Origin of the sequence: Tateyamaria sp. ANG-S1 (assembly GCF_000814025.1) — a bacterium.
Lineage (GTDB): Bacteria > Pseudomonadota > Alphaproteobacteria > Rhodobacterales > Rhodobacteraceae > Tateyamaria.
On sequence record NZ_JWLL01000006.1, the window covers coordinates 652,314 to 669,910 of the forward strand.

Sequence of the window (17,597 nt, forward strand, 5' to 3'; positions counted from 1 at the left end):
GATGCGGCGTGTGATCACATGTGCGTCGCGCGCTTGTCTGGCGGGCACGCGCCCGGTACATGCACAAGCTAAGACGACACTGCGCAACAAGGAGCCGCCCGATGGCCGACACCCGCACCGAATCCGACAGCTTTGGCCCGCTGGAGGTCCCCGCCGACAAGTACTGGGGCGCGCAAACGCAACGCTCGATTATGAACTTCCCGATCGGCTGGGAAAAGCAGCCCGTTGCCGTGGTGCGCGCGCTGGGCGTGATCAAACAAGCCTGCGCGATGCAGAACAAGGCGCAGGGCGCGCTGGATGCGAAGCTGGCAGATGCAATCATAGAGGCCGCTAGCGAAGTGGTTGCGGGCAAGCTCGACGACAACTTCCCGCTGGTCGTGTGGCAGACCGGCTCCGGCACCCAATCCAACATGAACGCCAACGAAGTGATCGCCAACCGCGCCATCGAAATCCTCGGCGGCGTGATCGGGTCCAAGGACCCCGTACACCCCAACGATCACTGCAATATGGGTCAATCCTCGAACGACACGTTCCCGACGGCCATGCACATCTCGACCGCGATGACCGCGCGCGACGTGCTGCTGCCGGGGCTCGAAAAGCTGCACGCGGGACTTGAAGCCAAGGTCGCGCAGTTCGATGGTATCATCAAGATCGGGCGCACCCACACCCAGGACGCAACGCCCCTGACACTGAGCCAGGAGTTTTCCGGCTACAGCCATCAGGTCGCCATGGGCATCCAGCGGGTAAAGGACGCGCTGGGCCGTATCTATGAACTGGCTCAGGGCGGCACCGCTGTGGGCACGGGCCTCAACACCAAGGTCGGATGGGCCGAAGCGGTCGCGGGCCACATGGCCGACATCACCGGCTTGCCCTTCATCACCGCCCCCAACAAGTTCGAGGCGCTCGCCGCGCACGACGCCATGGTCGAGATGTCGGGCGCGCTCAAAACAGTCGCCGCGTCGCTCTTTAAGATCGCCAACGACATCCGCCTGCTTGGCTCCGGCCCCCGCTGCGGTCTGGGCGAACTGGTGCTGCCCGAAAACGAACCCGGCTCGTCCATCATGCCGGGCAAGGTAAACCCGACCCAATGCGAGGCGCTCACACAAGTCTGCGCCCATGTGATGGGCAACGATGCCGCCGTGGGCTTTGCCGGATCGCAGGGGCACTTTGAACTCAACGTCTACAAGCCGATGATGGCCTATAACGTGCTGCAGAGCATGCAACTTCTGGGCGACGCGTCCGTGGCCTTCACCGACAACCTGATCGACGGGCTGCAAGCGGATGAGGTCCGCATCGACAAGCTGATGCGCGAATCGCTGATGCTGGTGACCGCCCTTGCGCCCGAGATCGGCTATGACAACGCCACCACGGTCGCCAAGACGGCGCACAAGAACGGCACGACGCTGATCGAGGAAGCGGTCAAGCTGGGCTTTGTGACCGAAGAGCGGTTTGCCGAAGTGGTGCGCCCTGAGAACATGATCGGACCCAAGTGAGCACACCCATCAACCTGAACAAGGCCCGCAAGGCCCGCGCTCGCGCTGAAAAGAAAGCGCGCACAGACGCCAACGCGGTGACGTTCGGATTGACCAAGGCCGAAAAAGAGCGCGTCAAAAAAGACAATGAACGCGCCAAGCGAGATCTTGATGGCAAGAGTAAGTCGCCGTGAGCACGCGGCCGCAAAAGCACTCGCTCACGCTCAAGGGACACCGCACCAGCGTGTCGCTTGAACCTGAGTTTTGGGATGCATTCCGCGCCATAGCATCGAAAGAAGGCCGCCCAATCAATGATTTGGTCGCTGAAATTGATGTAGGGCGTGGGGATGTCGGGCTTGCTTCGGCGATCCGCGTCTATGTGCTGCGGCACTTCAGGGATCGTTAACCAAACGTCGGGCAAGTTGGCGGGATGACACATCATGTGTTGCCCCGCCCACTTGATCCTGAAACCTACATGCGTGACCTTTTCAGATCCAAGGCTGTCCGCGATGGCGCAGTCATTCGCCGCAAGTCTCGCGATATTGATCGCTTGATCGGCCGCGACCGTTTCTTGTCAGAACTCAATAGACGCGGATTTCGGGCCGTTGAAAATGCGGGGCAGATCATCGTTTTTTGCAACGCCGAACCGGCCCGTATCCTGACATAACCGGAAAGCGTCGCGCTTTCCGTGGGTTTTCCGATGTGGAAAACAGGCACTTCACTAGAAATCGCGCCGATTTCCACCCGATTTTCGCGCCGAAAACCGATCAGGCCACCGACGCGCGGTAAATCTGGTCGATATTCCCACCCAGCGCCGCATGAAAGCCGTCATCACTCATGTCACGCTGCAGCCCTTCGGTCAGCGCCCGACTAAAGCTCGCAATCATTTTGTGATTCTTTGCCAGACGCGCGCTGGCATCATCCGTCGAATAGCCGCCCGACAGCGCCACGACGCGCTGCACGCGCGGATGATCGGCCAAGGCATCATAAATGCCAGGTTGCTCGGGCAGCGTGAGTTTCAGCATGATGTTCTGCCCCTCATCCAACGCCTCGGTCTGCGCCATCAGCATCTCAGACAGCATCGCCTCTGCCTCGGCCTTGGTCTCGGAATGAATGTTCACCTCCGGCTCTATGATCGGCACCATACCCGCCGCGATCACCTCGTGCGCCACCTCGAACTGGTTGTCGACGATGGCCTTGATCCCGTCCGCATTGGCGCTGTGGATCACCGACCGCTCCTTGGTCCCGTAAATGCCCATCGGCTTGGCCGCCGCCAGCATCTCGGCCAATCCCGGAATGGGCTTCAAGAGTTGCACACCGTCGGCCTCGTCCTGCAACCCCTTGTCGATCTTCAGAAACGGCACCACACCGCGCTTTTCCCACAGATAGGACGGCACCGGTTGTCCCTCGATCTGCTCATGCAGCGTCTTTTCGAAGAGGATCGCGCCAATCACCTTCTGGCTGGTGAAATCCGGGCTCAGGATGATCCGCGCGCGCATCTTCTGGATCTCGGCGAACATCTCGTCCTCGGACTCGTAGGCCGAGGCGTCGACACCATACAACGCCAGCGCCTTGGGCGTGGACCCGCCCGACTGATCCAAAGCGGCGATGAACCCGCTCCCGTTTTCCATCTGATCCCGCATCTTGGCAAAGTCGGTCATACCGTGCTCCAAAGTCATGGCTTCAATTGCCTCAGACCTAGCGCATTCCGGCCCCCAACGTCATCCCGCCAAGTCTCTGTTTGCGCTATCTTTTGGCGAGATTCAGCCAAATCCCGTCCCGCGCCCGCACCGTCAGGTGCGCCACGGGCACCGGCACGCGCCCCTCTACCGGCGAAACCACCACATCGCGCAAGAGCCGCGCCAGAATCAGCGGCCCCTCGACCATGGCAAAGCCCGCCCCTGTGCACACCCGCGCCCCGGCAGAGAACGGGATATAGGCGTCACGGCCACAACGCCGCCCATTCTCGGTTTGCCAGCGACCGGGATCAAAGTCATCGGGCCGCTGCCAGAGCCGCTCGTGGCGGTGCAGATGCCACGGGCTCACCACCAGCTGGCTGCCCCGTCTCACATCCCGGTCTCGGAAACGCTCGGGACACGTCGCTTCGCGCACCATCATCGGCACCGGAGGATAGAGCCGCAGCGTCTCGCGAAACACGTCCCGCGTCACCGGCAGCTTCGACATCACGGCAAAGTCGCAGGTTTCAAGCGCCTGCGCCTCGGCCGCCACCTTTTCCTGCCACTCCGGGTACAGCGCCATCAGATAAAGCGCCCAGGCCAGCGCCGACGCGCTTGTTTCGTGCCCGGCAAGGAAAAAGATCGCCACCTGATCTACCATTTCGTCGGGCGTAAATGTCTCGCCCGTCACTGGATCGCGGGTCGTCATGATCTTGGTCGCCAGATCATCCGGGGCCGTGCCTGCCGCAATTTCATCAGCCCGCCGGTCCACCAATTGCGCGATCAGTCCCCGAATGCGCGTCGCGCTGGCGCGCGTGTCCCGGCGAAACAGGCGTGGCGCCCAACGGGGCAACGGCACAAAGGCCGCCAGATTAAGGATCGGCTGACTGCGCTGATAGGTGCGGAACTCGTGAAACACGGCGGTCGCCAGCGCATCCTCGATCGGAATGGAAAACAAAGTGCGAAAGATGACATCCGCCGCCGCATGGCTCGTCTGTTCCTCTATCTCGACCACGCCCTCCGGCAGCCGTGCCGCTGTGGCTTCGGACGCATCCCACATCGCCGGAAAGGTCTCGCGCAGCCGCCCGCCTTCAAAGGCCGGGTCGATGATCCGCCGCTGCCGCTTCCACACATCGCCATTGGTCAGAAACACCGAATTGCCCAAAAGCGGGCGCAGCCCCTCGCCCACACGATCCGATTTGGGAAAATCGTCTGGACGGTCCTTGAGCACCGTTTTCACCAGCTCGGGCTGGTTCATCAGGTAGCTGCGGAAAAACGGCGTCCGAAACTCCGCCATCCATGCGCGATAAAGACGCGCAGGCTGCGCCGACAGGATGTCCTGCCGGAAAAGCTGCATGTAGCGCCACAACGAAACACGGTCCGGGCGACTTGGGGGCTTGGGTGGGATCATGCCGCCACGCTGGTGTATTTCGAGACGGCCACGTCGATGCGCGATTTCGACGGCGGTCGGTCAGCGTAGCGGTCGGCCAACGTCAAAGGCCCGGCAGTGATCTGGAAATAGTCGTAGTCCCGGGGCCGATCAAACGCACAAAGATACTGAAAGTGCAGACGGAAAAACCGCCAGCGCAGCTCTTTCCAGCGTTCCGGGCTTAGGGATTGCGTGAAGGCAGCAGAGAAAACCAATGGCCAGCGCTTGTTTTCCGGGGCCACCCCCGACACGGACACCGGATCGCACAGGGCAAAGGCGCAGCCATCACCGGGTGCGGTCACATCCACCCAAGTTAACTCATGGCGAGCAGACAGGTATTGCAAATCGGCCCGCAACCGGTGCGCGTCGGGCAAAAATGACACCATCGGCACCACCTGACCGAGCGACAGAAAGGCAAGTGCCGGCCCATCGGCCGGGACCCGTCCCGCCCGGATAAGGTCGGCCAGGATCGAAACTGCAAGATGCGCGCCTGAGGAATGTCCGACCACCAGCACCTCGTCCACATTGTCCTCGAGTGCCGCCGCTATGCTATCCTGAAACGCACGCATACGCTCTTCCAATGCTGGCGGATTGGCCCCGTTTGACGCCGCAGAATACGCATAGTCGTGCATCAGGTAGTAGGCAAAGAACTTGCCATCCTTCGCTTTGAACCACCGCAGCAGCGCCACGAACCCAACTGTGCCAAGCACTGCTCCTGCGAACGCGCCACCTGGGCCAAACATGCCGCCAATGCGCCAACAGGCATACCAAAGCGCCAGCGCGAGCAGCGCCTGCCCCAAGAGCATACCCACTGGATAAAGCGCCGCAATCACCGGCCCCTTGCGCAACCGCATCAAGCGCCGCAGCGCACCCGAGGCGATGTAGATCCATGCCGTGCGCACCAGTTGCAAATAGGTGCCGGGAATGGTCGCCTCCATACTGTCGCGCACGATGTCGGACCAGACCAGCACCTCGACATCCGCACGCACGGGCCGCCCGTCCATCCGCGCATCCACTTGCCAGCCGAAATGCTCTGCTTTCGCAGCCGGTGTCAGCGCGATCTCATATCCCGAAATCTCTGCCTGCGCGGCTCCCTCCTTGCGGTAAAGCTCGCGATACCTGCGCGGATGAATCGGGTCGTAACCCGGAATGTAAAACACCCGGCGCCGCGTGACTGGATTGGGATGCGACCTGCTCATTCCTGCACCTCTTGAGCGTACTCTAGCGCAGGTCTGGGACCAAAGTAAGGCGGAGACCGTCGCGGTCTCCGTCAGGTTTTCGACGCGAAAACCGGTCCAGATGGCAAAGGAAATCGCGTCGATTTCCACCCGGTCTTTGCGTCAAAGACCGCTTACCCCAGCGTCGCCAGCGCCGGAAACTGCTCAAGCAGCCAGAACGAAAACCGCGTAAACAGGCCAAAGAGCATCGCCGCCCCAACAAGCAGCAAGAGGCCCCCCATCACCTTCTCGATCAGCGCCATATGCCGCTTGATCCGGTTCATCAGGCCCATGGCACGGCTCATGAACATCGCAGCCAGCAGGAACGGAATGCCCAAACCCGCCGCATAGATACCCAGCAGGAACGTACCCCGCGTCACCGACGCTTCGGTCGCCGCCAGCGTCAGGATTGCGCCCAGCTGCGGCCCGATGCACGGGGTCCAGCCAAAGGCAAAGGCCAGCCCGAGGATATAGGCGCCAAAGGCCGATCCCCCCTGGTCCCCCGCCTCCATCCGCGCCTCGCGGTCCAGAAACGGAATGCGAAAGACACCCAGGAAGTGCAGGCCAAAGATCATGATGATCACGCCCGAGATCTGCGCAAAGAGCACCTGGTTCTGCAGGAAAAACGCGCCAAAGGCCGACGCGGCAAAGCCGAGGAAGATAAACACCGTCGACAGGCCCAGCACAAAGAACAGTGCCGTCACCGTTGCGCGGTTGCGCCCTGCGCGGTCGTCCGACATCTCGCCCACGCTCATGCCCGACATGTACGCCAGATAGGGTGGCACGATGGGCAGCACGCAGGGGCTGAGAAAGCTGATGATGCCTGCAAACAGCGCCACGGTCATGGCGGGGATCAGGCTGGCGTCGATGATATCAATTCCGAACATGTATCCCACCTAGCGGTCATGCGCGCCTGCGTCACGGGGGCCAACGGTCACATGTCTGTGGACAGGATGTAACATCGCGCCTAATTCTGCCGATATGAACGACAACGCACATGAACTCGACGCCGTTGGGCTGCTCTGCCCCCTGCCCGTGCTCAAGGCACGCAAACGCCTGCAGGCGCTCGCCAAAGGCGATGTCCTGATCGTCGCAGCAGATGACCCGGCAGCGGTGGTGGACGTGCCCCATTTCTGCGCCGAGGCCGGACACACGCTCGTCTCAGCCGACACCGACGGGCCCATTCAGCGCTACGCTATCCGCAAAGGATAAAGGGCGCGCCATCAGCACGCCCTTTGATTTCGTTCCCAGTTTTCGCCTATTTGCCCAGCGACCACCAGCCGCGCTTTTTCGGCTTGGGTGGTTCGTCCGGTGCAGGCGCCGCCGCCTCCGCAACGGGTTCAGGCACCTTGGCCTCTTCAGCAGGCGTCGCCTCTGGCGTCGGTTCCGCTGCGGGCTCAGGGGACGCGGGCTCCGCAACCGCCGTGGCGTCTGTGGCGGAATTGCCCTCAACCGGCACCACAGCCGACTCAGTATCCTTGGTCGTCTTGGCCTTTGTGCTTCGCGACCTGGTGGAGCGGGTCGCTTTCTTGGGTGTCTCAGTGGGCGCGTCCGCAGCAGTCTCACCAGCATCCCCCGATGCGGGTTCGGAAGCATTCTCCGCTGCTGGTGCGTCCGCCTCTGCAACATCGGCCTCGGCCTTGGCCTTCGAAGATGTCCGCGACCGCGTAGAGCGGCTGCGCGTCACCTTCTTTGGCGCCTCCTCAACTGTTTCGGCCGGAGCATCAGCAGTCTCGGGTTGCGGCGCCTCTCCTCCCTCTGGCTGCGCAGCATCTGCTGGCGCCTCATCTGGACTGTCCGCTTCAGTTGCAGACGCAGCTTTCGAGGCTGCATTCTCGCCCTGATCCCCCGCTTCGGCCGCTTCGGTCGTGGAGGATTTGCTCCGGCTCCGGCTGCGACGACGACGACGGCGGCGCTTTGGCTTCGTTTCACCCTCCTCCGCTGCAGGTGCATCAGGTGCCTCGGTCACCGCATCCTCTTCCTCGTCCACCTGATCCATGATGGACGTGTCAACAGACACAACCGGCATATCGACTGCCTTCACCACGCGTGTCGCCGTCTTGAACTTCTCAAGCGAGAAGTCGGGGCTCACCAGATGAGGATCGCCCTCAATACGGACGGACAGCCCATACCTGCCCTCGATCTGCGCGATATGCTCACGCTTCTGGTTCATCAGGAAGTTGGCGATGCCCACAGGGGCCTTGATCAGAACCTCGCGCGAGCGGCGGCGGGTGCCTTCCTCCTCGATCTGGCGTAGGATAGACAAAGCCAGGTTATCGTCGGAGCGGATCAAACCCGTGCCATGGCAATGCGGGCACGGCTGAGTTGTCGCCTCGATCATGCCCGGACGCAGACGCTGGCGGCTCATTTCCATCAGACCAAAGCCCGAGATGCGGCCAACTTGAATGCGCGCGCGGTCGGTCTTGAGCCGGTCCTTCATACGCTTTTCGACGGCCGAGTTGTTCTTACGCTCGTCCATGTCGATGAAGTCGATGACGATCAGACCGGCAAGGTCACGCAATCGCAACTGGCGCGCCACCTCATCGGCAGCCTCCAGGTTGGTCTTCAACGCGGTCTCTTCGATCGACCCTTCCTTGGTCGCGCGACCAGAGTTCACGTCGATGGCCACCAGCGCCTCGGTCACGCCGATTACGATGTAACCACCCGATTTCAACTGCACGGTCGGGTTGAACATACCGGCCAGGTACGTCTCGACTTGATAGCGCGCAAACAGCGGCAGGCTGTCCTGATACTGCTTCACGTTCTTGGCGTGGGACGGCATGATCATCTTCATGAAGTCCTTGGCGATGCGGTAGCCGCGCTCGCCCTCGACAAACACCTCGTCAATCTCACGGTTATAGAGATCCCGGATCGAGCGTTTGATCAGGTCGCCTTCCTCATAGATCTTGGCAGGCGCGATGGACTTCAGCGTCAACTCGCGAATCTGCTCCCACAGACGCTGCAGATATTCATAGTCGCGCTTGATCTCGGCCTTCGTTCGCTTGGCACCCGCCGTGCGGACGATCAGGCCAGCACCCTGCGGCACCTCGATCTCGTTGGCGATCTCCTTCAGCTTCTTGCGGTCGGCAGCGTTGGTGATCTTGCGGGAGATGCCGCCGCCACGGGCGGTGTTGGGCATCAGCACGCAGTAGCGACCGGCCAGGGACAGATAGGTGGTCAAGGCCGCACCCTTGTTGCCGCGCTCTTCCTTGACGACTTGCACTAACAAGATCTGGCGGACCTTGATGACTTCCTGGATCTTGTAGCGGCGCGGGCGGGGCTTGCGCGGCGGACGGATGTCCTCGCTGTCGTCCTCGTCGGCCACGGACTCGATGCTGTCATCTTTGGATGTGGCATCAGAGCCCTTAGCTTTCACCTCATCATCGTCTTCATCAGGCGCTGCATCTTCGTCTGAAGCATCATCTGCCTTGGCTGCAACGTCTTCCGATGGCACCGCATCATCTACAGAACCCTCGCTATCAGATGCCGCATCGGCAGGGGCAGCGTCGGCCTCGGCAGGCTCTTCGCCCGCCTCGGGTGTGTCTACCGGTGTGTCCTTGACTGTCTCCATCGGCGACGACGCCTCGCCTTCAGGCACGGTGACATCAGAACCCGCGTCGGCATCGAGGTCGATGGTCTCCATACCCTCGATCTCTGTGGACACCGTGGCATCCGTGTCCTCGGTCTTTGCCGCCTTGGATTTTGACCGTGACGACCGCTTGCGCGCGGGCTTGGGTTTTTCGTCCTCTTCGTCACGCGCCTTCATCGCCTCGGCATAGGCGCGCTCTTCCTCCATCAGCGCCTCACGGTCGGCGACGGGGATCTGGTAGTAATCCGGGTGGATCTCGGAAAAGGCCAAGAAGCCATGGCGATTGCCGCCATAATCAACAAACGCCGCCTGAAGCGACGGCTCGACCCGTGTTACTTTTGCGAGATAGATGTTGCCAGCAAGCTGGCGCTTGTTTTCGGATTCAAAGTCAAACTCCTCGACCTTGTTTCCGTCCACCACCACGACGCGGGTCTCTTCCGCGTGGGTGGCATCGATAAGCATTTTCTTAGCCATATAAGTCCATTGCGCGCCCCCGCGCGCCTCGCGCCAGGCGGCGCAAGTGTATTGGGGGCGTGTCTTGTCTGGGCGATTGGGGACGCGCTGCAGATCAGGCCGGTTGGGCCGTCTGCCGGGATCAGTGATGTCCTCACGCGCGTCATCGCGGTTCTTCTCCGACACACGCACGAGTGGTCGTGCGGTGTCCGTTCATACGCTGCGCCAGGCCTCGGCCCGCGTCAGCAACTCGTGGCCATTTCTGGCCCAATCGGTCTGTTGAAAGCGGCAGAAGGCCTGCCCGGATCAATCAACAGCGAAACTCACATGAAGCGGTGCGCCTGCACCCTGCGCTTCAACCCCTAGATAAGAGCAAGGCGTGGCAAATGACAATGGGCAATCTCCGTCACCGGAGAATGACACGTTTTCGCGGCCGTTTTCCGCAGCAGAGAATAGCGCAATACTATAGGAAACCTCGCCGGTTTCTCCGCGATTTTCGCGGCAAAAACCGGCAGTGCTTAGAAACGCAAGATGAGCGGCCGGTGATCCGACACCACAGGCTGTGCCGGGACGTCAAAGCTCGCAGACAGCAACCCGTCAGACACAAGCATATAGTCCGCAAAACGCTGCGGCTTCTCATAGAGCGCAGTGCGGGTGTCGGTGACGCCGTGATGGGCAATCAGATCATACAGACCCACCGCCTTGAACCGGGCAAAGGCCGCACTGTCCGGCAACAGATTGAAGTCCCCCGCCAGCACAGCGGCGCCCTCTCCTGCCCGGACGCGCTGGAACAACGCGATTGCGGCTTCGGTCTGCCGGTCCCGCGCAGGCGTGTCGCCCTTGCCCGAAGGATCGCGCAAACCATGAAAATGGCCCACGCAGACATGCGCCCAGGTGTCCGGATCCACAATCCGCGCCGCCTGCATCGTGCGCGGCACAGGTTCCGGCCCCCATCCATCCGGGCGAAAGGTGCCGTGTACGAAATCCTGGGCCATTCGGGTGACTGCCAGATCGCGCCGCACCCACATTCCGAGCCCATGTTCGGATGAGACAGCATCGCCCGCATCATTCGAAAGCACGCCGCGTGTTGCCGGTGCAAAGTAGGTCTGATGGTCTGGCAGTAACGCCGACACATCGCCAAACAGATCCGCCCGCTGGGCAAGATTACGATAGGGATCGACATAGCGCAGCCACTCTGGGCTTGATACAGGCGCGCGCGTGACTTCTTGCAGGCACAACACATCGGGCTGCACCTTGGACACCCAAGGCGCCAAGGCATCCCAAACCTGACCACCCCAAGCATTCAGACTGACAATCTTCATCGCGTAACCCCGGATCACGGTCTTGCAGCCTCTCACTGCCTGGTCCCACCCACAAGGCAAACTGTCGCCCGACTCATTCAGCCACGCTGCGATGACCAAACGCCCCGACCATATACAGCGCAGTCGCAAGGTCCGCCGCCACCATCTGCCCAAGCGCAGGCAGAGGCAGGTCGGCGGGGCGCATATCCGGCACCTGCACCGCGCGGCAGCCTGCATGAACAGCAGAGGTGATCCCACGATCACTGTCCTCGAATGCGGCACATAGTTCCGGCGCAAGGCAAAGGGCGGCGGCTGCCTCTTTATAAGGCGCGGGGTCAGGCTTACGCGCCGACACCTCATCGCCGCCCAAAATCACCTCGAAGTGCGTCAAGAGCCCCGCACGACCAAGATGCCGCCGCGCGGCGTCGCCGTTGGTCGAGGTGACAACGGCCATCCGCGCGCCCTGCCCCGCAAGCCGCTCAAGACTTTCGCGCACAGTTGGGCGCAAGGGCACATCAGCGCCCACGCGCACGGCCACTTCAGCGTGCCAGGCGGCGTTGAAGGCGTGCACATCCGTCTCCGGCCTCAGAAAGGTCTCCAACCGGCGCACGCTTTCGGCCCCGGAACAGCCCACCATCGTCAGGAAAAAAGCGTCCACCGCCGCGGCCTCGTAGCCCCGGGGCATCAGAATATCCCGCGCCACCGCGCCATAGATCCGCTCGCTGTCAAGCAGCAGACCATCCATATCAAACAGGTACGCATGTGGGGGCATGATGAAAGCTCCTTGGGACCTATGGGTTCCTCATGCCACGGCCCCACCCCACATGAAATGACCGCCGGGGCCCCGGCGGTCACATGTTCCAACAGGCTGTTACAGTTGGGTCAGAGGTAATCCGACCGCTGCAACCCGTACTTCGCCATCTTCTCGTTCAGGGTCCGGCGCGGCAGGCACAGCTCTTCCATGACAGAGGCAATCGAGCCTTTGTGCCGACGCATCGTGTTGTCGATCAGCATCCGCTCGAACGCTTCGACATACTCCTTCAGCGGCTTGCCTTCGGTCGTCATCACGGGCTGCATCTCTTCATGATCGTTCATCAACAGCGACGCGATGGAGCCGGTGCCGCGCCGGGCTTGCAATACAGCACGCTCGGCAATGTTGATCAACTGACGCACGTTGCCCGGCCACGGCGCTTGCAACAGCTGGGCCGCTTCCTGCGCAGACACCTTGGGGGCCTCGCAGCCATACTCATCCGCAAACTGATCACTCAAACGAGTGAACAGGGTCAGAATGTCCTCGCCCCGCTGACGCAGTGGCGGCACGGTGATCTTCAACGCTGCCAGACGATAGTAAAGGTCAGGACGCAGCGCATCCTCACAGGTCCTGCCAGCCTCCTGCATGTTGCAGATGCCGACAATACGGGTCTCTGCCGGGGTGCCCTGGTCATTGATGACGGACAGCAAACGGGCTTGCAGCGCCTCGCTCAACGCCTCGATGTCTTCAAGGACAAGCGTGCCCCCACGGGCCTCCTCGACCGCGGGCAAAGCCGAATCCTCGGGCAACATCGGCCCGAACAGACGCTTTGCCAGCGCCTCTTCTTCCCACGCCGAACAGCTGACCAACACGAACTTCTTGCCCGCCCGGCTGCCAACCGCGTGCAACGCATGCGCCACAAGGGTCTTGCCGGTGCCGGTCTCGCCATCGATCAAGACGTGACCGTCAGCTTGACCAAGATCCAGAATATCCTCGCGCAAGCGCTCCATCACCGGGCTCTGACCAATCAGCTTCTTCATCAACTGACCGCCATCAGACAACTCACGACGCAGCGCACGGTTGTCCATGGTCAAGCGCCGCGCACCCGTGGCGCGCTTGGCCAGCTCACTCATGCGATCCGGGTTGAACGGCTTTTCCAGGAAATCAAAGGCCCCGACGCGCATGGCTTCAACCGCCATGGGCACATCCCCGTGGCCCGTGATCATGATGACGGGCAAGGCACTGTCGTTGCCCATCAGTTTCTTCAAAAACTGCATCCCGTCCATGCCGGGCATTTTGATGTCTGAAATAACGATGCCAGGGTATTCCGGCCCCAGGACCTTCAGCGCATCCTCGGCGCTGGCAAAGGTCTCGGTGTCGTAGCCCGACAGGGCCAGCCACTGGCTAATGGATTGGCGCATGTCCTGCTCGTCGTCGACGATGGCAATCTTCATGGCTTGGGTCATTCTATGCTCCTCGCGGGTCTCTATTCCGCCGCGCTGATCTTGTTGTTGTCACCTTCCGTGTCCTCGTCACCAAGCACAGGAAGCTGCATTTCAAATACGGCGCCGCCCATTTGTCCGTTGCGGGCGACCAGCCGTCCTCCTAAATCGTTTACAATGCCGGAGGATATGGCAAGGCCCAGTCCAACGCCGTCACCGGGTTGCTTGGTTGTGTAGAACGGCTCGAACAGGCTGTCCAAATCCTCAATCCCCGGACCATTGTCACGCACCGTCAGGGTGGCGGTTTCACCTGCGGACAGGATGATATCGACCTGCGGCTCACGCTCCGACTTGGTGGCGTCGATGGCATTGCGCAAGAGGTTCACCATCACCTGTTCGATGCGCATCCGGTCGCCCATCACTTCAATGGGTTCAGGGGGCACAACCCGGTTGATCAACACCTGACGCTGACGCAATTGCGGCTCCATCATCGACAGACTTGACGCCAGCGCATCGCCCATGTTTACAGGGCTTAGCGCGTCCTGTCCCTTGCGGGCATAGGACTTGAGCTGGCGCGTGATCGCGCCCATCCGTTCGATCAGATCGTCAATGCGGCCAAAGCTGACCAACGCCTCGTCCGGGCGGTTGCGGCGCAGCAGCAGCCGCGCTCCGGCAAGGTAGGTTTTCATAGCAGCCAGCGGCTGGTTCAATTCGTGGCTGACAGCCGCCGACATCTCGCCCAAAGCGGCCAATTTCGACGACTGCTCAAGCGTCTGTTCAGCCTGTGCAAGGTCCTCTTGCACCCTTTTTCGCTCGGCGATTTCCCGCTGGAGCTGGATGTTCAGCCGGCGAAGCTCTGCCGACTCCCGTGCAAACAAGGCGACGCGCAAAGCAGACCGGCGGCTCATTGCATAAAAAGCGAGCGCCAGAAGGATGGCGAATCCCATGATTTCAAGGGCCAAGACCCCATTCACGCGCTCACGTACGGATTCGTACGTGGTGAATGATGTCATCCGCCAGCCGCGGAACGGGATACGAGCCTCAAGCCGCATCACCCCCTCGCCCTGCAAATAGGCATCAGGCGGCAACGCGGTCCAATCGGCGGTGGCGCGAATGGCACGTTCGATGGCGCTTTGCGGGGTCTGCCGGGCCAGCGCGACCTCTTCCGTGCGGCCGCGCCAGCGCGGCTCGGTCGCCAGAATGATCTGCCCTTCACTGTCGGTCACCAGAACAGCGGCCGAAATACCGGCCCAGGCGCGCTCGAACTTCTGCAGGTCCACCTCAACAGCAATCACACCGAGCACATCGCCGCCTGCTGTGACCCTGCGCGAATAGATGAATGAGAATCCACCTGCTTCCCGCTCAGTAACCGTGAAGATGGTATTGCTCGCGCGCAATGCATCAATAAAATAGGGCGCTGTGCGGTGGTTCGACCCCAATCTGCTGCGATCGGTCGCCGCGACCGTCCGCCCGTCCCCGTCCAGCAGGATCAGGTTGGCCGCCCCAATCTCTTCAACAAAGGAAATCAGCCGCTGCGTCGATTGCTGATAATCCTGACTGTTCAATGCGCCGATCAGCGTGGGATCACGGGCCAAAAGCTGCGGTACGATCTGGTTTTGGCGCAATTCGCTCAGCAGGTTGCCGGAATAGAGCGCAAGGCGCAGTTCCGCCCGGTTACGCGTCGTCTCTGTAAACCGGTCCGTCAGCAGGCGATTTGTATAAAAGACGGTCAGCACCGCTGCGACGGTCAGAACCACCAATGAGATCCGCACACGCCAACTTGTCGTGGAGGTTCGAGGTTCCTTGTTACGCGCAGCAACTGACATAATCACAACCCTACGGCCTCGGTCAGGCTCGCTCAAGTCACGCGGATGTCAGTTGCCCCACCACTGCGCGGAAGAGCGCCTGTCCGTCCGTTCCACCATGGCCGGCATCCGCCGCCCGTTCCGGGTGCGGCATCATCCCCAGCACGCGGCGGTTCTCGGACAGGATGCCCGCGATGTCGCGCTGGGACCCGTTGGGATTGTCCGTGTAACGGAAGGCCACGCGGTCATCGCCTTCAAGCGCATCGAGCGTGCTGTCATCCGCAAAGTAGTTGCCGTCATGGTGCGCGATCGGGATATCGACCACATCGCCCGCATTATACCCTTCGGTAAACGCCGATTGCGAGGTTTCGACCCGCAGGCCAACGGTTTTGCAAATATACTTTAGCCCCGCATTGCGCAGCAGCGCCCCCGGCAGGATCCCGGTCTCTGTCAGCACTTGAAACCCGTTACAAACACCAAAAACGTAGCCGCCCTTGTCTGCATGGCCCTTTACCGCCTTGCAAATGGGTGAGTTCGCCGCGATCGCCCCGCAACGCAGGTAGTCTCCAAAAGAAAAGCCGCCCGGCACGCCCACGATGTCGACGCCCTGTGGCAGTTCGGTATCCTTGTGCCAGACCATCTCAACCTCAGCACCCGCGGCACGGAAAGCGACGGCGAGATCACGGTCACAATTGGATCCCGGGAAGACAACAACAGCAGCTTTCACGTCGCACACTCCTTAAGCGCTAAGATCATGGCAAGATCAGGAGACAATTCAAGATAAGATTTCGCGCGTAAATCACGGTTTTAAAATGATTTAAACCAAACAAAGCCGCTCACGCCAGTTAACATCTCAACCCATCTCGACCCGATAGCTTTCGATCACGGTATTGGCCAACAACTTCTCGCACATAGCAGTAACATCGTCCTCACTGGTGCCATCGGCCAGATCCAGTTCAATGACCTTGCCCTGCCGCACCCCGTTGACCCCGTCAAAGCCCAGGGCCCCCAGCGCATGGCGCACCGCCTCGCCCTGCGGGTCCAGAACCCCGTTCTTGAGCATCACATGCACGGTCGCTTTCATGTCGGTTGGGTCCTTCAGTTGATCAGGGTCGGTTTGGTTATGGGAGCCGCGTTTTTGGGCATCACACCCAGGCGGCGGGCCACTTCGGTATAGGCATCGGCCAGATTGCCGAGGTCACGGCGGAACACATCCTTGTCCAGCTTCTGACCCGTCTCAATGTCCCACAGGCGGCAACTGTCCGGGCTGATCTCGTCGGCGATGATCAGGCGCATGAAGTCACCCTCATAAATCCTCCCAATCTCAATCTTGAAGTCCACAAGTCGGATGCCGACGGCTAGCATGACGCCCGACAGAAAGTCGTTCACACGCAGCGCGAGAGACAGAATGTCATCCATATCCTGCTGGCTGGCCCAACCGAAGGCGGCGATGTGCTCTTCCGTCACCAGCGGGTCGCCCAGCTTATCGTCCTTATAGCAGTATTCCACGATGGGACGGGGCAATTGCGTACCCTCTTCAATCCCGAGACGCTGGCTCATGGTGCCAGCGGCATAGTTGCGCACGATCACTTCCAGCGGCACGATCTCGCAGGACCGAACAAGCTGCTCACGCATGTTCAGGCGCTTGATGAAGTGGGTCGGCACGCCGATCTGACCGAGACCAGTCATGAAGAACTCGCTCAGACGGTTGTTCAACACGCCCTTGCCCTCGATCACGTCCTTTTTCTGGGCGTTGAAGGCAGTGGCATCATCTTTGAAATATTGGACAATCGTGCCGGGCTCAGGGCCTTCATACAGGATTTTGGCCTTGCCCTCGTAGATCTTCTTGCGTCGCGCCATGGGCGTCCTTTCGCGTGTGCGGGCGGCTGAGTCTGCCCACCGTTGCGCACCTCATAAGCAATAGACCCAATTGCCGCAAGCAATGGGGTTGCATGGAGCGGCTGTGACTGCCTATCTGATATGGAAACATTGCCAAAAAAAGGGGGGGCCAATGAGCACCTTTGACGATCGCGAAAACGCATTTGAGAACAAGTTTGCCCATGATGCGGAGATGCAGTTCAAGGCCGACGCCCGCCGCAACAAGCTGCTTGGCTTGTGGGCGGCTGACCTGATGGGCAAGACCGGAGACGCAGCTGCGGAGTATGCCCGCGAGGTGGTCAAATCCGACTTCGAGGAAGCGGGTGACGAGGATGTCTATCGCAAGGTATCTGGCGATCTGGGCGCTAAGGCCGATGAAGCGACAATTCGCGCAAAGATGACAGAGCTAATGGTCGAAGCCAAAGCACAGCTGATGCAAGAAATCGACTGAAAACAGAATTTTACACCCCACACTTCATGCAGATAGGGCGTGCGCCGGAATCGGCCCACGCCCTTTTGATTTGTATTCTCCATACTTCCTGCTCGCCCGTTAAGACTTGACTTACCATTGATCCCTAGCCGTT

The 17,597-nt window shown here is 60.8% G+C and carries 18 protein-coding genes; 6 read left to right on the forward strand and 12 right to left on the reverse strand.

Translation table 11 applies throughout. From position 1 onward, the window contains the following. The first annotated feature begins 101 nt into the window (after positions 1 to 101). From fumC to RA29_RS14545, 4 genes are read left to right on the forward strand one after another with little or no spacing between them, the layout of a single operon-like run. The gene (gene fumC, locus RA29_RS14530) at positions 102 to 1,493 is read left to right on the forward strand and encodes a class II fumarate hydratase (protein WP_039687081.1); all 1,392 of its coding nucleotides are present in this window, start codon (positions 102 to 104) and stop codon (positions 1,491 to 1,493) included. Continuing rightward, positions 1,490 to 1,666, forward strand: coding sequence for a DUF4169 family protein (locus RA29_RS14535; RefSeq protein ID WP_039687083.1), 177 nt, complete (start codon positions 1,490 to 1,492; stop codon positions 1,664 to 1,666). Before fumC ends, RA29_RS14535 begins: the two co-directional genes overlap by 4 nt. After that, positions 1,663 to 1,878 carry a ribbon-helix-helix domain-containing protein gene (locus RA29_RS14540; protein WP_039687085.1) on the forward strand — a complete coding sequence of 72 codons (216 nt, stop codon included), beginning with the start codon at positions 1,663 to 1,665 and terminating at the stop codon, positions 1,876 to 1,878. Before RA29_RS14535 ends, RA29_RS14540 begins: the two co-directional genes overlap by 4 nt. A 24-nt stretch (positions 1,879 to 1,902) precedes the next feature. Continuing rightward, positions 1,903 to 2,139: a hypothetical protein gene (locus RA29_RS14545; protein WP_039687087.1), complete on the forward strand. Its 237-nt coding sequence runs from the start codon at positions 1,903 to 1,905 to the stop codon at positions 2,137 to 2,139. A 100-nt stretch (positions 2,140 to 2,239) separates the two neighbouring features. On the opposite strand, the gene RA29_RS14550 is transcribed toward RA29_RS14545, so the two are convergent. The 4 genes from RA29_RS14550 to RA29_RS14565 all read right to left on the reverse strand — a co-directional run bounded on the left by RA29_RS14550 (position 2,240) and on the right by RA29_RS14565 (position 6,681). Then, positions 2,240 to 3,133, reverse strand: a complete 894-nt coding sequence (locus RA29_RS14550; RefSeq protein WP_039687089.1) for a fructose bisphosphate aldolase — start codon at positions 3,131 to 3,133, stop codon at positions 2,240 to 2,242. Between the two features lie 85 nt (positions 3,134 to 3,218). Then, positions 3,219 to 4,559 (reverse strand): cytochrome P450, encoded by a 1,341-nt coding sequence (locus RA29_RS14555; protein WP_039687090.1) that lies wholly within the window; start codon positions 4,557 to 4,559, stop codon positions 3,219 to 3,221. Continuing rightward, complete coding sequence (locus RA29_RS14560; RefSeq protein ID WP_039687092.1) at positions 4,556 to 5,776, reverse strand: hypothetical protein; 1,221 nt, start codon at positions 5,774 to 5,776, stop codon at positions 4,556 to 4,558. Before RA29_RS14560 ends, RA29_RS14555 begins: the two co-directional genes overlap by 4 nt. Positions 5,777 to 5,928: 152 nt before the next feature. Beyond that, positions 5,929 to 6,681, reverse strand: a complete 753-nt coding sequence (locus tag RA29_RS14565) for a cytochrome c biogenesis protein CcdA (RefSeq protein ID WP_039687095.1) — start codon at positions 6,679 to 6,681, stop codon at positions 5,929 to 5,931. A 94-nt stretch (positions 6,682 to 6,775) separates the two neighbouring features. Here RA29_RS14565 and RA29_RS14570 point away from each other — a divergent pair, with 94 nt between their 5' ends. After that, positions 6,776 to 7,006, forward strand: a complete 231-nt coding sequence (locus RA29_RS14570; protein ID WP_039687098.1) for a sulfurtransferase TusA family protein — start codon at positions 6,776 to 6,778, stop codon at positions 7,004 to 7,006. 46 nt (positions 7,007 to 7,052) lie between these two features. Here RA29_RS14570 and RA29_RS14575 read toward each other — a convergent pair whose 3' ends face one another. The 8 genes from RA29_RS14575 to purC all read right to left on the reverse strand — a co-directional run bounded on the left by RA29_RS14575 (position 7,053) and on the right by purC (position 16,995). After that, positions 7,053 to 9,857: a ribonuclease E/G gene (locus RA29_RS14575; RefSeq protein WP_039687833.1), complete on the reverse strand. Its 2,805-nt coding sequence runs from the start codon at positions 9,855 to 9,857 to the stop codon at positions 7,053 to 7,055. A 497-nt stretch (positions 9,858 to 10,354) separates the two neighbouring features. Then, a complete protein-coding gene (locus RA29_RS14580; RefSeq protein ID WP_039687835.1) occupies positions 10,355 to 11,158 on the reverse strand; it encodes an endonuclease/exonuclease/phosphatase family protein in 804 nt (267 codons plus the stop codon). Between the two features lie 73 nt (positions 11,159 to 11,231). Beyond that, positions 11,232 to 11,909, reverse strand: a complete 678-nt coding sequence (locus RA29_RS14585) for an HAD family phosphatase (RefSeq protein WP_052249668.1) — start codon at positions 11,907 to 11,909, stop codon at positions 11,232 to 11,234. Between the two features lie 110 nt (positions 11,910 to 12,019). After that, positions 12,020 to 13,354, reverse strand: a complete 1,335-nt coding sequence (locus RA29_RS14590) for a sigma-54 dependent transcriptional regulator (RefSeq protein ID WP_039687101.1) — start codon at positions 13,352 to 13,354, stop codon at positions 12,020 to 12,022. A gap of 20 nt (positions 13,355 to 13,374) precedes the next feature. Continuing rightward, positions 13,375 to 15,156, reverse strand: coding sequence for an ATP-binding protein (locus RA29_RS14595; RefSeq protein ID WP_039687103.1), 1,782 nt, complete (start codon positions 15,154 to 15,156; stop codon positions 13,375 to 13,377). Positions 15,157 to 15,193: 37 nt separating this feature from the next. Beyond that, the gene (gene purQ / locus RA29_RS14600; RefSeq protein ID WP_039687839.1) at positions 15,194 to 15,862 is read right to left on the reverse strand and encodes a phosphoribosylformylglycinamidine synthase subunit PurQ; all 669 of its coding nucleotides are present in this window, start codon (positions 15,860 to 15,862) and stop codon (positions 15,194 to 15,196) included. 126 nt (positions 15,863 to 15,988) lie between these two features. After that, positions 15,989 to 16,219 (reverse strand): phosphoribosylformylglycinamidine synthase subunit PurS, encoded by a 231-nt coding sequence (purS, locus tag RA29_RS14605; protein ID WP_039687109.1) that lies wholly within the window; start codon positions 16,217 to 16,219, stop codon positions 15,989 to 15,991. 14 nt (positions 16,220 to 16,233) lie between these two features. Next, entirely contained in the window at positions 16,234 to 16,995 is a 762-nt protein-coding gene (gene purC / locus RA29_RS14610) for a phosphoribosylaminoimidazolesuccinocarboxamide synthase (RefSeq protein WP_039687110.1), read from the reverse strand. A gap of 151 nt (positions 16,996 to 17,146) precedes the next feature. Here purC and RA29_RS14615 point away from each other — a divergent pair, with 151 nt between their 5' ends. Next, entirely contained in the window at positions 17,147 to 17,464 is a 318-nt protein-coding gene (locus tag RA29_RS14615; RefSeq protein WP_039687111.1) for a DUF1476 domain-containing protein, read from the forward strand. Positions 17,465 to 17,597: the final 133 nt, after the last annotated feature.

What these genes read in the sequence shown, in the direction of transcription:
- fumC (WP_039687081.1), top strand. Translation starts at nt 102, where the DNA reads ATGGCCGACACCCGCACCGAATCCGACAGCTTTGGCCCGCTGGAGGTC.
- RA29_RS14545 (WP_039687087.1), top strand. Translation starts at nt 1,903, where the DNA reads ATGACACATCATGTGTTGCCCCGCCCACTTGATCCTGAAACCTACATG.
- RA29_RS14550 (WP_039687089.1), bottom strand. Translation starts at nt 3,133, where the DNA reads ATGACCGACTTTGCCAAGATGCGGGATCAGATGGAAAACGGGAGCGGG.
- RA29_RS14555 (WP_039687090.1), bottom strand. Translation starts at nt 4,559, where the DNA reads ATGATCCCACCCAAGCCCCCAAGTCGCCCGGACCGTGTTTCGTTGTGG.
- RA29_RS14560 (WP_039687092.1), bottom strand. Translation starts at nt 5,776, where the DNA reads ATGAGCAGGTCGCATCCCAATCCAGTCACGCGGCGCCGGGTGTTTTAC.
- RA29_RS14565 (WP_039687095.1), bottom strand. Translation starts at nt 6,681, where the DNA reads ATGTTCGGAATTGATATCATCGACGCCAGCCTGATCCCCGCCATGACC.
- RA29_RS14570 (WP_039687098.1), top strand. Translation starts at nt 6,776, where the DNA reads ATGAACGACAACGCACATGAACTCGACGCCGTTGGGCTGCTCTGCCCC.
- RA29_RS14575 (WP_039687833.1), bottom strand. Translation starts at nt 9,857, where the DNA reads ATGGCTAAGAAAATGCTTATCGATGCCACCCACGCGGAAGAGACCCGC.
- RA29_RS14580 (WP_039687835.1), bottom strand. Translation starts at nt 11,158, where the DNA reads ATGAAGATTGTCAGTCTGAATGCTTGGGGTGGTCAGGTTTGGGATGCC.
- RA29_RS14585 (WP_052249668.1), bottom strand. Translation starts at nt 11,909, where the DNA reads ATGCCCCCACATGCGTACCTGTTTGATATGGATGGTCTGCTGCTTGAC.
- RA29_RS14590 (WP_039687101.1), bottom strand. Translation starts at nt 13,354, where the DNA reads ATGACCCAAGCCATGAAGATTGCCATCGTCGACGACGAGCAGGACATG.
- RA29_RS14595 (WP_039687103.1), bottom strand. Translation starts at nt 15,156, where the DNA reads ATGTCAGTTGCTGCGCGTAACAAGGAACCTCGAACCTCCACGACAAGT.
- purS (WP_039687109.1), bottom strand. Translation starts at nt 16,219, where the DNA reads ATGAAAGCGACCGTGCATGTGATGCTCAAGAACGGGGTTCTGGACCCG.
- purC (WP_039687110.1), bottom strand. Translation starts at nt 16,995, where the DNA reads ATGGCGCGACGCAAGAAGATCTACGAGGGCAAGGCCAAAATCCTGTAT.
- RA29_RS14615 (WP_039687111.1), top strand. Translation starts at nt 17,147, where the DNA reads ATGAGCACCTTTGACGATCGCGAAAACGCATTTGAGAACAAGTTTGCC.